The organism is Pseudomonas neuropathica (assembly GCF_015461835.1).
GTDB classification, from domain to species: Bacteria; Pseudomonadota; Gammaproteobacteria; order Pseudomonadales; family Pseudomonadaceae; genus Aquipseudomonas; species Aquipseudomonas neuropathica.
The window spans coordinates 298,534-312,260 of the sequence record NZ_JACOPX010000002.1; the positions used below are offsets into that span (position 1 = coordinate 298,534).

The following is a 13,727-nucleotide window of genomic DNA, read 5'->3' on the forward strand; positions in this document are numbered from 1 at the left end:
GAGATTCCCATGTCACTGCTAGAAATCAAGAATCTCAACGTTCGCTTCGGCGACAAGACCGCGACCCCAGTGGTCGATGGCCTCGACCTGAAAGTCGACAAAGGCGAAGTACTGGCCATCGTTGGCGAGTCGGGTTCGGGTAAATCCGTGACCATGATGGCGCTGATGGGCCTGATCGAGCATCCCGGCATCGTCACCGCCGACTCGCTCAGCTTTGACGGCAAAGACATGCTCAAGCTGAGCAATCGTCAGCGTCGGCAGATCGTCGGTAAAGACCTGTCGATGGTTTTCCAGGACCCGATGACCGCACTGAACCCAAGCTACACCGTCGGTTTCCAGATCGAAGAAGTGCTGCGTCTGCACCTGAAAATGTCCGGCAAGCAAGCGCGCAAACGTGCGATCGAGTTGCTGGAAAAAGTCGAAATCCCGGGCGCTGCCAGCCGTATGGACGCCTACCCGCATCAACTCTCCGGCGGTATGAGCCAGCGTGTCGCGATCGCCATGGCGATTGCCGGCGAGCCAAAACTGTTGATTGCCGACGAACCGACCACGGCACTCGACGTGACGATTCAGGCGCAGATCATGGATCTGCTGCTGGCATTACAGAAAGAACAGAACATGGGCCTGGTGCTGATCACTCACGACCTCGCGGTCGTGGCCGAAACCGCCCAGCGCGTCTGCGTGATGTACGCAGGTCAAGCCGTTGAAGTCGGTCAGGTGCCGCAACTGTTCGACATCCCGGCGCACCCGTACAGCGAAGCGCTGCTCAAGGCGATTCCCGAGCACAGCCTCGGCGCCGCACGCCTGTCGACCCTGCCGGGCATCGTCCCGGGCCGCTACGACCGTCCGCAGGGCTGCCTGCTGTCGCCGCGCTGCCCGTACGTGCAGGACAGCTGCCGCGAGCAGCGTCCAGGCCTTGATCCGAAAAGCCACAGCCTCGCCCGCTGCTTCTTCCCGCTGAACCAGGAGGTGGCGTAATGGCCGTCGTACTTACCGCCCGCGACCTGACCCGTCACTACGAAGTCTCCCGTGGCCTGTTCAAGGGCCATGCGACCGTGCGCGCCCTGAACGGCGTGTCGTTCGAACTGGAAGCCGGCAAGACCCTCGCCGTAGTCGGCGAGTCGGGCTGCGGCAAATCCACCCTCGCCCGTGCGTTGACGCTGATTGAAGATCCATCTTCCGGCTCCTTGAAAATCGCCGGCCAGGAAGTCGCCGGTGCCGACAAGGCCCAGCGCAAGCAACTGCGCAAAGACGTGCAGATGGTCTTTCAAAGCCCGTATGCCTCGTTGAACCCACGGCAGAAAGTCGGTGACCAGCTCGGCGAACCGCTGCTGATCAACACCAACCTCTCCGCCGCCGAGCGTCGGGAGAAAGTCCAGGCGATGATGAAGCAGGTCGGCTTGCGCCCTGAGCACTACCAGCGTTATCCGCACATGTTCTCCGGCGGTCAACGTCAGCGTATCGCCCTGGCTCGCGCGATGATGCTGCAACCGAAAGTGCTGGTGGCGGATGAACCGACCTCGGCATTGGACGTGTCGATTCAGGCGCAGGTGCTCAACCTGTTCATGGATCTGCAGCAGGAGTTCAACACTGCGTATGTGTTCATCTCGCACAACCTTGCGGTGGTGCAGCACGTGGCCGACGACGTGATGGTGATGTACCTCGGTCGCCCGGTGGAACTGGGCCCGAAAAACGACATCTACGAACGCCCGCTGCACCCGTACACCCAGGCGCTGCTGTCGGCGACCCCGACCATTCACCCGGACCCGAACAAGCCGAAAATCAAGATCGTCGGCGAACTGCCTAACCCGCTGAACCCGCCTCCGGGCTGCGCTTTCCACAAGCGCTGCCCGTACGCGACCGAGCGTTGCAGCACGGAAGAGCCAGCGTTGCGCCAGCTCGACAGCCGGCAGGTGGCTTGCCACTACGCCGAGCAGTTCCTCGACGGCGCGGCATAAGCAAATCTGGAGAGCGACACGAAACCTGTAGGAGCTGTCGAGTGAAACGAGGCTGCGATCTTTTGATTGTCAGAATCAGAATCAAAAGATCGCAGCGTGCCGCAGCTCCTACAGGGATCATGTTTATTCAGGGATAAAGTGTTGAGCAAACCCCTTCCACCTCGATTGCGCATCAGTCGAGGCCGAAGGGGTTTTCTTTTGCCTGCGATTTACGTTTGGCTATCGCCTTCGTCGTCCGGATCATCAGAGTCCGGCTCATCGGTGGTCGAGTCGTCGTCATCGGCGCTGCCACCCTGCCCCTGATCGCCTGGCTCTGACTCGGACTTGGCGAGCATCAAACCGCTATGCCCCACCTGTCCGTTGAACGCCTGGGAATCATGATCCTCGCACTCGGCCCAGGCCGTCGCGGTGCCGAGGGACAGCATGACCATCACTTTCAACAGTAATAAAACCCGTAGCAACCTGCTTTTCATAGCCGACTCCATCCATTTTCAGGTGAGACATTCGTGCCTGACTGGCGCTGTGTGAAATCTAGTTCCGATCCATCGGGTTCACCAGATAGGACGCCAACGGGCAGGCAGAAATGCCGCTCATGGAAAGACAGTTTTCGAATAATGCTCATAGCCGCAACAGCTAAGCGCCACCGCGTGATCGCGTGGCCTGCCAAGTCAACGGCATGGAAATCAACACCATCAGCGCACTCGCCAGCCACACACTGTGGCCGCCGAAATGACCGTACAACTGGCCACTGAGTACCGGTGACAACAGCGCACTGGCGCTCCAGCTCATAAAGAACAGGCCGAAGTACTGACCGCTTTTGCCACTCTGGGCAAACTGCATCGCCAGCACATTCAGCGGCGGCATGAACAACGCCTCGCCCAACGTCCAGATCACCGTCGACAGACAGACGAAAGCCAGCCCGGAACCGAACGGCAACATGCCCAGCCCGCAGGCCAGTAACGCACTGCCGAGCAGCATTTGTCGACGCATGCCCCATCGCTCGCCCCAATGCGACAGCGGAATCTGCAGAGCGATCACCAACAACGCATTGAGGCCGAACTGCCAACCGATCGCCTCGGTGCTCAACTGATAGTAATCACGCAGATAATTGCCCAGGGTGCTGTAGACCGTGTCGAACGCGATGCCGAGCACGGCGGTCGCCGCCAGCAACCACAGGAATGGTTTGTCGAGATACGGCACACCCGATCCACCGGCAGCAGTCTCGGAGGACTCATCAATGATCAACACCGGCCGCTGCCACGTGGTGCGGACAAACCACAGCAAGGCCAGCAACGTCATCGCCGCGCTGCCGAAAAACACCCAGCGAAAATCGGTCTGCGCCAACACCCCGCCCGCCACACCTGCGGCGGCCATCCCAAGGTTGCGCGCAACCCGACTCAACGCCTGCGCACGCGAGCGCTGCGTCACCTCGCAATATTCCATGATCAGCCGCTGATGCAGCGTGCGAATAGCCCCATCGATGGTTCCGCTGAGCAACAGCAAAGCCGCCAGCAACGGCACCTGCGTCACCAGTCCCAGCAGGATCAGCACCCACACCGAAACAAAGAACAGCGCCGCCGTCAGCCGCGCCGTGCGCACATGATCACTGAGCCAGCCACCGAGCATCGAACCGACCAGCAAACCCGCACCGTACGCCGACAACAGCCAGCCGACGGTCTCGATCGCCAGCCCCAGCTCCTGACGCAGGTACAAGGCCATGAACAGCTTGACCATGCTGCTCAAGCGATTGATGAACAACAGCGCCGCGAGCACCCAGGCCATCACGCTGAAATAGCCGCCGAGGCGTAGCAGGTGAGTCAGTCGACTCGTCATTCCATTGACCTCTCAAAGCGACTTGGGTGGAGCTGAAACACTAACGGTCAGCACGCGGGTTGTCGCGTTCAAGTACTTCGAGATCACAAAAAACCGAGACGGCCTACAGCTATTGCGCGCGATAAAACCGTGCCGAAGATCAAAAGCCCCTCACCCTAGCCCTCTCCCAAAGGGAGAGGGGACTGATCGAGGTGTTTGGATGAGCTACACCGAAGTGAAATACCGAGTTGAACTCAGATGCTGAATCAGATCAAAAGCCCCTCACCCTAGCCCTCTCCCAGAGGGAGAGGGGACTGATTGCGGTGATTGCAAGAGATACGCCGACGTGAAATACCGAGTTGAACGCAATTTTTGAGAGGTCCGCCATCGGCCCCCTCTCCCTCCGGGAGAGGGCTGGGGTGAGGGGCAGCAACAACGCAAATCAAAAGCCAAACACCCGCGCTCTTCACCACTCAATAGGCCGAGTGTCAGCTCGCCTGCTCTTGATCTTGATCCACGGGCGACGTCGGCAGGCTGAGTGGAGGGATTGATCCGGGGGTGGGAGCGCAGCGACCGTTTGGCGAAGCCAAACACAGCGAGAGGAGGTGCAGCGAAGCAAACCGTAGGCGCTGCGCCCGGATCGATCCCGGAGCGAAGGAACCCCGAGCCCCAGCGAGCGGGCCGCACGTAGGAGCAAGCGTTTTTTTGCTTACTTTTTTGAGGCGTTTGTCAAAAAAGTGAGTCGCCGTAAGGGCGAAACCGTAATCAGCAACACCCGCAGAAACGGATATACCCCCAAAACCAACCAAACAAAAAAAGCCCCCTAGGCATACACCTAGGGGGCTTCGAACAAACCAACTAAAAGCTTAGTGATGCTCACGCGTCGCACGGAATTTCACATCCGGCCAACGCTCTTCCATCAACGCCAGGTTAACCCGAGTCGGCGCAAGGTAAGTCAGGTGACCACCGCCGTCGACCGCCAGGTTCTCCACAGCCTTGTTGGAAAACTCCTCAAGCTTCTTCTTGTCGCTGCATTCAATCCAGCGCGCGGAATACACAGTGATCGGCTCGTAAGAGCACTCAACCTTGTATTCCTCCTTCAAACGACTGGCGACCACATCGAACTGCAGCACACCCACGGCGCCCAGAATGATGTCGTTGCTGCGTTCAGGGAAAAACACCTGCGTCGCGCCCTCTTCAGCCAGTTGCTGCAGCCCCTGACGCAACTGCTTGGACTTCAGCGGATCACGCAGACGCACACGACGGAACAGCTCCGGCGCAAAGTGCGGAATGCCGGTAAAGCCCAGGGTTTCACCTTCACTGAAGGTGTCGCCAATCTGGATCGTGCCGTGGTTGTGCAAACCGATGATGTCGCCGGCAAAGGCTTCTTCAAGCTGCTCCCGCTCGGAAGAGAAGAACGTCAGGGCGTCGCCGATGCGCACGTCCTTGCCAGTGCGCACGTGGCGCATCTTCATGCCTTTCTCGTACTTGCCGGAGCAAATGCGCATGAAGGCGATGCGGTCGCGGTGTTTCGGGTCCATGTTCGCCTGGATCTTGAAGATGAAGCCCGAGAACTTTTCTTCGACCGGCTCGACGGTGCGCTCGTTGGCGACACGGGCCAATGGACGCGGCGCCCAATCAACGACGGCGTCGAGTACGTGGTCAACACCAAAGTTGCCCAAAGCCGTACCGAAGAACACCGGGGTCAGCTGACCGTCGAGGAATTCCTGCTGGTTGAATTCGTGGCAGGCGCCCTGCACCAGTTCCAGCTGCTCGATGAACCGCTCGTACTCGTCGCCCAGATGCGCGCGGGCTTCGTCGGAATCGAGCTTCTCGATGATCTTGGTTTCGGTGCGTTCGTGACCGTGACCGGCGGTGTAGACAATGATGTAGTCGTCAGCCAGGTGGTACACGCCCTTGAAGTCACGGTAGCAACCGATCGGCCAGGTGATCGGCGCCGCTTTGATCTTCAGAACGGCTTCGATTTCGTCGAGCAGTTCGATCGGGTCGCGGATGTCACGGTCGAGTTTGTTGATGAAGCTGACGATCGGCGTGTCACGCAGACGGCAGACGTCCATCAGCGCAATCGTCCGTGGCTCGACACCTTTACCGCCGTCGAGGACCATCAATGCCGAGTCCACCGCGGTCAGGGTGCGGTAGGTGTCTTCGGAGAAGTCTTCGTGGCCCGGGGTGTCGAGCAGGTTGATCATGTGTTCGCGATACGGGAACTGCATGACCGACGTGGTAATGGAAATACCCCGTTGTTTCTCCATCTCCATCCAGTCGGATGTCGCATGGCGATCGGATTTACGGGATTTCACCGTACCGGCCACTGCAATCGCCTTGCCCATCAACAGGAGCTTTTCGGTGATCGTGGTTTTACCGGCATCGGGGTGGGAAATAATGGCGAAAGTGCGGCGTTTCGCGACTTCGGCGGCCTGGTTGGTCATGGGAAATCGCCTGGCGGTGATTCAAAAAAGGGCGGCGAGTATAGCTTAAAAAGTAACCGCCGAACCACCGTCCCTCGGGCCCGCAAAACCCTGTAGGAGCTGCCGCAGGCTGCGATCTTTTGCTCTGTTGCGCTAGAACAAAGTCAAAAGATCGCAGCCTTCGGCAGCTCCTACAGGTGGCCAGATGGCATCTTATGTGGGAACCTTTCAGCGCTCGGAGACGTCCATCCCCTGTTACGAATTTTCGTCAGGGGCTGAAAAATCAGCAAGTTAGCCTGACGAGGCTGCGCTCATGGCTCGCTTTCAGACCGCTTTTTGCCGGTGCTGAGGGAGCTGCTTCTCGCGAACGTTTATTCCCGGCAGCCATGTACGGCATGCCACACGGGAGAGCGTTCGCCGACTACAAAAAAAGGAGTCCGCCTGTGGCTATCCGCTATGGCAAAGGGCTGATGGGAGGTGCGGTGGTGATCGCACTCCTGGCCCTGCTGGTCCACTGGATCGGCATCAACACGATCGAACACTACCGCGACGATTTGTTGTTTTACCTGCAAGCTCATCTGATTCTCGTCCTCGCTTCAATGCTGGCCGCCCTTGTCGTGGGCATCCCCGCCGGCATCTTCCTCAGTCGCCCGACCATGGTCGGCCGTGCTGAACGCTTCATGCAAATCTTCAATATCGGTAACACCGTGCCGCCGCTGGCCGTGCTTGCGATCGCCCTGGGTGTCCTCGGCATCGGCAGTGGCCCGGCGATCTTCGCTTTGTTCCTCGCTTCCTTGTTGCCGATTGTGCGCAACACCTACGAAGGCCTGAAAAATGTGCAGGGCTCGCTGAAAGAAGCGGCCGTCGGCATCGGCATGACCCCGCGCCAGGTGCTGTGGAAAGTCGAATTGCCCAACGCCGTGCCGATCATCGTCGGAGGTGTGCGCGTGGCGTTGGCGATCAACGTCGGCACCGCGCCGTTGGCGTTCCTGATCGGCGCTAACAGCCTCGGCAGCCTGATCTTCCCTGGCATCGCCCTGAACAATCAGCCGCAACTGCTGCTCGGCGCCGCGTGCACCGCGCTGCTGGCCTTGCTGCTCGATGGCGTCGTCACCCTCGCCAGCCGTCTCTGGCTGGAACGCGGTTTGCGCCCGTCTTAAGGCTATGTGAAGGAATACCTATGAAACGATTGAGCTTGATTCTGGGCTGTATCCTGCTGTTCGCAGGTGTCGCCCAAGCCGCTGAAAAACCGGTTATCCGCCTCGGCGCCCGAGTCTTCACTGAGCAGACTCTGCTCGCCGAAATCACCGCGCAATACCTGCGCAGCAAAGGTTACGACGCGCAGATTACCGGCGGTCTGGGCAGCAACCTCGCCCGCAGCGCCCACGAAAGCGGACAACTGGACATGCTCTGGGAATACACCGGCGTGTCGCTGGTGGCCTACAACCATGTCACCGAAAAACTCGACAGCGCCCAGTCCTACGCCCGGGTGAAAGAACTCGACGCGAAAAAAGGCCTGGTCTGGCTGACGCCGTCGAAATTCAGCAACACCTACGCTCTCGCCTTGCCGAAGAAAGTCGCCGAGGAGTATCCGCAGATCAACAACATCAGCCAGTTGAACGAAGTGCTGCGCGCCGAGGCCAAGACCAATCATCTGGTGGCGCTGGACACCGAGTTTGCCAACCGCTCCGACGGTCTGATCGGCATGGTCGATCTCTACGGCATGAACCTGACCCGCAAGAACATCCGCCAGATGGATGCCGGGCTGGTTTACACGGCATTGCGCAACGGTCAGGTGTTTGCCGGTCTGGTCTACACCACCGACGGTCGCCTCAACGCCTTCGGCCTGAAACTGCTGGAAGACGACAAGCACTACTTCCCCGACTACACCGCCGCGCCGGTGGTGCGTCAGGCCTACCTCGACGCGCACCCGCAATTGGCCGAGCAACTCAAACCACTGGCCGAACTGTTCGACGACGAAACCATGCGCCAGCTCAACGCGCGGGTCGACGTCGATCACGAAAGCCCATCGAAAGTGGCCGCCGATTTCCTGCGCCAGCACCCACTCAACTAAGGAGGAAAAGTCATGGAATTTCTGAACGCCTTTTCCCACCTCGACTGGCAGCAGGTGATGCACCTGACCTGGCAGCACATCACTTTGGTCGGCATTGCCGTGACCCTGGCAATTGTCGTTGGCGTGCCGCTGGGCATTCTGATGACCCGCTTTCCGACCCTTGCCGGGCCGTTGCAGGCCAGCGCCACGGTGCTGCTGACCGTGCCGTCGATTGCCCTGTTCGGCCTGCTGTTGCCGTTCTACTCCAAGTTCGGTCAGGGCCTCGGGCCGATGCCGGCGATCACCGCAGTATTTCTCTATTCATTGCTGCCGATCATGCGTAACACCTACCTCGCCCTGACTGGCGTCGAACCGGGCATCCGTGAAGCCGCACGCGGCATCGGCATGACCTTCGGCCAGCGCCTGCGCATGGTCGAGTTGCCGATCGCCGTGCCGGTGATCCTCGCTGGTGTGCGCACCGCCGTGGTGATGAACATCGGCGTGATGACCATCGCCGCGACCATCGGCGCCGGTGGCCTCGGTGTGTTGATCCTCGCTTCCATCAGCCGCAGTGATATGTCGATGCTGATCGTCGGCGCACTGCTGGTCAGTCTTCTGGCGATCTTCGCCGACCTGTTTTTGCAGTGGCTGCAACGCTCTTTGACTCCAAAAGGATTACTCAAATGATCGAACTTCAAAACCTCAGCAAAACTTTCCAAAGCAACGGCAAAGACGTCAAAGCCGTGGACTCGGTAAGCCTGACCGTCAATGAAGGCGAAATCTGTGTGTTCCTCGGGCCATCGGGCTGCGGCAAAAGCACCACGCTGAAGATGATCAATCGCCTGATCAAACCGACCTCGGGCAAAATCCTCATCAACGGCGAAGACACCACCGATCTCGACGAAGTAACCCTGCGTCGCAACATCGGCTACGTGATCCAGCAGATCGGCCTGTTCCCCAACATGACCATCGAAGAGAACATCGTGGTCGTGCCGAAACTGCTCGGCTGGGACAAACAGAAATGCCACGACCGCGCCCGCGAGTTGATGAGCATGATCAAGCTGGAGCCCAAGCAGTATTTGCATCGCTACCCGCGTGAATTGTCCGGTGGCCAGCAACAGCGCATCGGCGTGATCCGCGCACTGGCGGCGGATGCGCCGCTGCTGCTGATGGACGAGCCGTTCGGTGCGGTCGACCCGATCAACCGCGAGATGATCCAGAACGAGTTCTTCGAGATGCAGCGCGCGCTGAACAAGACCGTGATCATGGTCAGCCACGACATCGATGAAGCGATCAAACTCGGCGACAAGATTGCGATCTTCCGCGCCGGCAAACTGCTGCAGATCGATCACCCGGACACGCTGCTGGCGCACCCGGCGGATGACTTCGTGAGCAGCTTCGTTGGCCAGGACAGCACGCTCAAGCGTCTGTTGTTGGTGAAGGCAGAAGATGCGGCGGACAACGCGCCGTCGGTGAGCCCGGAAACGCCGGTGGCCGATGCACTGGAATTGATGGACGAGCATGACCGTCGTTACGTGGTGGTCACCTGTGCCGAGAACAAGGCACTGGGCTATGTGCGTCGTCGCGATCTGCACCGCCAGACCGGCACGTGCGCGCAGTTCCTGCGTGAGTTCAACGCCACCGCCGCGTACGACGAGCATTTGCGCATCCTGCTGTCGCGGATGTACGAGTTCAATCGCGCATGGTTACCGGTGATGGACGCCGAGCGGGTGTTCCTCGGCGAGGTGACGCAGGAGTCGATTGCGGCCTATCTGAGCTCGGGACGTTCGCGCGGGATGAAGACCAGTATCGTCTCGCCGGCTGAAGCCGTAGTCGCCTAAAAAATACACAACCTGTGGGAGCGAGCTTGCTCGCGAAAGCGGAATATCAGTCAACAACGATGTCGACTGGGAAAATGCATTCGCGAGCAAGCTCGCTCCCACAGGATCCGGGTGATTTTTTCTTCACTCATCAGGCGGAAAAGAATCTCAACACCGAATAAGCCCGCAGCCTGTCTAAAGCGACCTGCGAAACAGCCAAAATCCCTCTCATACCCCTCTCTCGCCGCCAACGTCGCCGATGTTGCGCCCATCACACTTACCCACGACTTCGCCGACATAATCCGCGAACGTGCAGGTATTTTTAACACTGGAAAATTCCCGGGGAACATCTGCCCGTCATCTCGGTCGGCTACAAAGAGTGATGAACGCGACGCACGTCAGAAGCGTGCAAAAACGCGACATTTTTAGTTGATCTCACGCCCCTCACGCCCTAAAGTTCGCGCCGAACGTCCATGCTGGAAACGATCCATCCGGCTCAAGTACTGACGACGAGACAGCAAGGCCAAGGGAATAGCTGCACATCCCATGGCCTTTTTGCTTTCGGCGACATGCCTTGGGAAGTAGGCGAACCAAAGTGGGGATACGGAGGACGTTCATTTGCACCCATTGTTAATTTCAGTTTGCCAGTAGGAGCTCCCAGCATGTCGATCCAGGTCGAAGACTATTTCGCGCGCGCTACATTCGACAAAATGAAGGCGTTCGCCGACAAACAGGAAACCCCGTTCGTGGTGATCGACACCGCGATGATCGCCCAGGCCTACGATGACCTGCGCGCCGGTTTCGAATTCGCCAAGGTCTACTACGCGGTCAAGGCCAACCCGGCCGTCGAGATCATCGACCTGCTCAAAGAAAAAGGTTCGAGCTTCGACATCGCCTCGATCTACGAGCTGGACAAGGTAATGGATCGTGGCGTCAGCCCGGACCGTATCAGCTACGGCAACACCATCAAGAAATCCAAGGACATCCGCTACTTCTACGAGAAGGGCGTGCGACTGTTTTCCACCGACTCCGAAGCTGACCTGCGCAACATCGCCAAGGCTGCACCGGGTTCGAAAGTCTATGTGCGCATCCTCACCGAAGGCTCGACCACGGCTGACTGGCCACTGTCGCGCAAATTCGGCTGCCAGACCGACATGGCCATGGACCTGCTGATTCTCGCTCGCGACCTCGGTCTGGTGCCTTACGGCATCTCGTTCCACGTCGGCTCGCAGCAACGCGACATCAGCGTCTGGGACGCAGCGATCGCCAAGGTCAAAGTGATCTTCGAACGTCTGAAGGAAGAAGACGGCATCCACCTGAAGCTGATCAACATGGGCGGTGGCTTCCCGGCCAACTACATCACCCGCACCAACAGCCTGGAAACCTACGCCGAAGAAATCATCCGCTTCCTGAAAGAAGACTTCGGTGATGATCTGCCGGAAATCATTCTTGAGCCGGGCCGTTCGTTGATCGCCAACGCCGGTATTCTGGTCAGCGAAGTGGTACTGGTTGCACGCAAGTCGCGCACCGCCGTCGAGCGTTGGGTGTATACCGATGTGGGCAAGTTCTCCGGCCTGATCGAAACCATGGACGAAGCGATCAAGTTCCCGATCTGGACCGAGAAGAAAGGCGAGATGGAAGAAGTCGTCATCGCCGGCCCGACTTGTGACAGCGCCGACATCATGTACGAGAACTACAAGTACGGTCTGCCGTTGAACCTGGCGATCGGTGATCGTCTGTACTGGCTGTCGACCGGGGCGTACACCACCAGTTACAGCGCGGTAGAGTTCAATGGCTTCCCGCCGTTGAAGTCGTTTTACGTGTAAGAGCAGCTGCGAGTTTCAAGCTGCTGGCTGCAAGTGAAAAGCCCATGACGTGTCATGGGCTTTTTTGTGTCTGGCTTTGAGATGTGGTGTGCTTTCGATCTATCCCCCTCACCCCAGCCCTCTCCCCCAAGGGGGCGAGGGGGAAAGGGAGCAGATCGGGGGCCTTTCAAAAGCTGAGTTCGACCGGATATCTCAGGTCGGAGTATCCGGAACATCCAACTCGGTCAGTCCCCTCTCCCTCTGGGAGAGGGTTAGGGTGAGGGCTCTTGGCACCGAAGCGCATACCGCTCAGCCAACGCCTGAATCCTCAGATCAACAGCACTCGCCAACGCCTGACTCGCCACCCGCAAGAAATTCAGATTGCCGCCGACCAAAGCTTTCTCAAGCCAATCGACCGCCTCATCAATCCGCCCCTCATCCGCTAAAACTGCAGCAAAACTGAACTGCCCGCGAAAATCCCCTCCCTCAGCCGAACGCCGATACCAATCGCGCGCCGCAGCAGGATCCGCCGGGCACACCTGCCCTTCTTCCAGATACCGCCCCAGCAGATTCATTGATTTCGCATGGCCCAATTCAGCTGCGCGCTGATACAGCGCCAGCGCCTGCCGATGATCCACCGCCACCCCACGCCCGGTCGCCAACAGATTGGCCAGGTTGTACATCGCCCAATCCAGCCCGGCCTCCGCTGCAATCCGGTAATGCTGCGCGGCAATCGCCGCATCCGCCGCGCAACCCCAACCATGCTCATGACAACGCCCGAGCATATTGCGCGCCATCAAATGCCCACGCCCGGCGGCGATGCCAAACCAGCGCAGCGCCAGCGCTTGATCCTGGGCGATGCCTTGGCCATCCAGCAGGATCTGGCCTAGCAGCGCCTGCGCTTCAACCTCGCCCTGACCCGCCGCGAGCAAAATCGCTTGCGCGGCACGGGCAGGGCTTTCGCCGAGCATGACGCTGAGTTGTTCGCCGCTGAGGATTTCCTCGCGACGTATTTGAAAAGTCATACCTCGACCCAGCGCCGCAGCAAGTTGTGATACGTACCGGTGAGGCGGATCAGCGATGGATGATCTGGCAGGTCTTGAGTCAGTTGCTGAATCGCCCCGTCCATCTCGAACAGCAGCGCCCGCTGGCTGTCTTCGCGCACCAGGCTTTGCGTCCAGAAGAACGATGCATAGCGAGCACCCCGCGTGACCGCATTGACCTTGTGCAGACTGGTGCCGGGGTACAAAACCATGTCGCCGGCCGGCAACTTCACCTGTTGCGTGCCGAAGGTGTCCTGGATTTCCAGCTCGCCGCCGTCGTAATCCTCCGGCTCGCTGAAAAACAGCGTCGCCGACACATCGGTGCGCACCCGCTCGATGCTGCCCTTGGGTTGACGCACGGCGTTGTCAATGTGGAAATCGAAACTGCCGCCGGCCGTGTAACAGTTCACTAACGGCGGGAAGACTTTGTGCGGCAACGCGGCGGACATGAACAGTGGATTTTTCCACAAACGTTCCAGCATCGCTGCGCCGATTTCCTTGGCCAGCGGATGGCCTTCGGGCAGCTGCAAATTGTGCTTTGCCTTGGCCGACTGAAAGCCGGCGGTGATCTTGCCATCAGCCCAATCGGCCTGCTCCAGCGCCTCACGGATACGCTGCACTTCGTCTTTCGTGAACAGTCCGGGGATGTGCAGCAGCATGGCGATGTCACCTGATGGCAAAGAGGCGGCAATGGTATTGATTCTTATTGACTGTGTAAAACCCGGGAGACGAACGAACTGGCAAAAACCGTAAGGTTAAATTGTAAAGAATGTAAATTCAGTGCGAATAACAATGTTTCGCAATTGA

Annotated in this window: 12 protein-coding genes; 7 read left to right on the forward strand and 5 right to left on the reverse strand. The window is 59.0% G+C overall.

Going from position 1 to position 13,727, the window contains the following annotated elements; all coding sequences use genetic code 11:
* Window positions 1-9: 9 nt before the first annotated feature.
* Window positions 10-978, forward strand: a complete 969-nt coding sequence (locus H8F23_RS03435) for an ABC transporter ATP-binding protein (RefSeq protein ID WP_186623100.1) — start codon at window positions 10-12, stop codon at window positions 976-978.
* On the forward strand, window positions 978-1,958 hold the full coding sequence (locus H8F23_RS03440; RefSeq protein WP_007917625.1) for a peptide ABC transporter ATP-binding protein: 981 nt from the start codon (window positions 978-980) through the stop codon (window positions 1,956-1,958). Before H8F23_RS03435 ends, H8F23_RS03440 begins: the two co-directional genes overlap by 1 nt.
* Before the next feature lie 209 nt (window positions 1,959-2,167).
* Here the strand turns inward: H8F23_RS03440 and H8F23_RS03445 are convergent, their stop codons facing one another.
* The 3 genes from H8F23_RS03445 to H8F23_RS03455 form a co-directional block, all read right to left on the reverse strand.
* Window positions 2,168-2,431, reverse strand: coding sequence for a hypothetical protein (locus H8F23_RS03445; RefSeq protein WP_007917627.1), 264 nt, complete (start codon window positions 2,429-2,431; stop codon window positions 2,168-2,170).
* Window positions 2,432-2,591: 160 nt separating this feature from the next.
* Window positions 2,592-3,791, reverse strand: coding sequence for an MFS transporter (locus tag H8F23_RS03450; protein WP_194933425.1), 1,200 nt, complete (start codon window positions 3,789-3,791; stop codon window positions 2,592-2,594).
* A gap of 845 nt (window positions 3,792-4,636) precedes the next feature.
* Complete coding sequence (locus H8F23_RS03455; protein WP_007915312.1) at window positions 4,637-6,220, reverse strand: peptide chain release factor 3; 1,584 nt, start codon at window positions 6,218-6,220, stop codon at window positions 4,637-4,639.
* A gap of 449 nt (window positions 6,221-6,669) precedes the next feature.
* Here H8F23_RS03455 and H8F23_RS03460 point away from each other — a divergent pair, with 449 nt between their 5' ends.
* The 5 genes from H8F23_RS03460 (at window position 6,670) to H8F23_RS03480 (ending at window position 11,898) form a co-directional block, all read left to right on the forward strand.
* The gene (locus H8F23_RS03460; protein WP_169844036.1) at window positions 6,670-7,359 is read left to right on the forward strand and encodes an ABC transporter permease; all 690 of its coding nucleotides are present in this window, start codon (window positions 6,670-6,672) and stop codon (window positions 7,357-7,359) included.
* Window positions 7,360-7,379: 20 nt separating this feature from the next.
* Window positions 7,380-8,273, forward strand: coding sequence for a glycine betaine ABC transporter substrate-binding protein (locus tag H8F23_RS03465; RefSeq protein WP_038357501.1), 894 nt, complete (start codon window positions 7,380-7,382; stop codon window positions 8,271-8,273).
* Window positions 8,274-8,285: 12 nt separating this feature from the next.
* Window positions 8,286-8,939: an ABC transporter permease gene (locus tag H8F23_RS03470; RefSeq protein WP_007915307.1), complete on the forward strand. Its 654-nt coding sequence runs from the start codon at window positions 8,286-8,288 to the stop codon at window positions 8,937-8,939.
* Window positions 8,936-10,093, forward strand: coding sequence for an osmoprotectant ABC transporter ATP-binding protein OsmV (locus H8F23_RS03475; protein WP_016986352.1), 1,158 nt, complete (start codon window positions 8,936-8,938; stop codon window positions 10,091-10,093). The genes H8F23_RS03470 and H8F23_RS03475 overlap by 4 nt, the downstream gene beginning before the upstream one ends.
* Window positions 10,094-10,734: 641 nt before the next feature.
* Complete coding sequence (locus tag H8F23_RS03480) at window positions 10,735-11,898, forward strand: type III PLP-dependent enzyme (protein WP_007915304.1); 1,164 nt, start codon at window positions 10,735-10,737, stop codon at window positions 11,896-11,898.
* 251 nt (window positions 11,899-12,149) lie between these two features.
* Here the strand turns inward: H8F23_RS03480 and H8F23_RS03485 are convergent, their stop codons facing one another.
* Together H8F23_RS03485 and H8F23_RS03490 are read right to left on the reverse strand one after the other, a co-directional pair.
* Window positions 12,150-12,902: a tetratricopeptide repeat protein gene (locus H8F23_RS03485; protein ID WP_194933426.1), complete on the reverse strand. Its 753-nt coding sequence runs from the start codon at window positions 12,900-12,902 to the stop codon at window positions 12,150-12,152.
* The gene (locus tag H8F23_RS03490) at window positions 12,899-13,579 is read right to left on the reverse strand and encodes a Fe2+-dependent dioxygenase (protein WP_194933427.1); all 681 of its coding nucleotides are present in this window, start codon (window positions 13,577-13,579) and stop codon (window positions 12,899-12,901) included. Before H8F23_RS03490 ends, H8F23_RS03485 begins: the two co-directional genes overlap by 4 nt.
* Between the last annotated feature and the right edge of the window lie 148 nt (window positions 13,580-13,727).

Coding starts and splice junctions, on each gene's coding strand:
- H8F23_RS03455 (WP_007915312.1), bottom strand. CDS start 6,220: ATGACCAACCAGGCCGCCGAAGTCGCGAAACGCCGCACTTTCGCCATT.
- H8F23_RS03445 (WP_007917627.1), bottom strand. CDS start 2,431: ATGAAAAGCAGGTTGCTACGGGTTTTATTACTGTTGAAAGTGATGGTC.
- H8F23_RS03480 (WP_007915304.1), top strand. CDS start 10,735: ATGTCGATCCAGGTCGAAGACTATTTCGCGCGCGCTACATTCGACAAA.
- H8F23_RS03460 (WP_169844036.1), top strand. CDS start 6,670: ATGGGAGGTGCGGTGGTGATCGCACTCCTGGCCCTGCTGGTCCACTGG.
- H8F23_RS03440 (WP_007917625.1), top strand. CDS start 978: ATGGCCGTCGTACTTACCGCCCGCGACCTGACCCGTCACTACGAAGTC.
- H8F23_RS03475 (WP_016986352.1), top strand. CDS start 8,936: ATGATCGAACTTCAAAACCTCAGCAAAACTTTCCAAAGCAACGGCAAA.
- H8F23_RS03485 (WP_194933426.1), bottom strand. CDS start 12,902: ATGACTTTTCAAATACGTCGCGAGGAAATCCTCAGCGGCGAACAACTC.
- H8F23_RS03450 (WP_194933425.1), bottom strand. CDS start 3,791: ATGACGAGTCGACTGACTCACCTGCTACGCCTCGGCGGCTATTTCAGC.
- H8F23_RS03490 (WP_194933427.1), bottom strand. CDS start 13,579: ATGCTGCTGCACATCCCCGGACTGTTCACGAAAGACGAAGTGCAGCGT.
- H8F23_RS03470 (WP_007915307.1), top strand. CDS start 8,286: ATGGAATTTCTGAACGCCTTTTCCCACCTCGACTGGCAGCAGGTGATG.
- H8F23_RS03465 (WP_038357501.1), top strand. CDS start 7,380: ATGAAACGATTGAGCTTGATTCTGGGCTGTATCCTGCTGTTCGCAGGT.
- H8F23_RS03435 (WP_186623100.1), top strand. CDS start 10: ATGTCACTGCTAGAAATCAAGAATCTCAACGTTCGCTTCGGCGACAAG.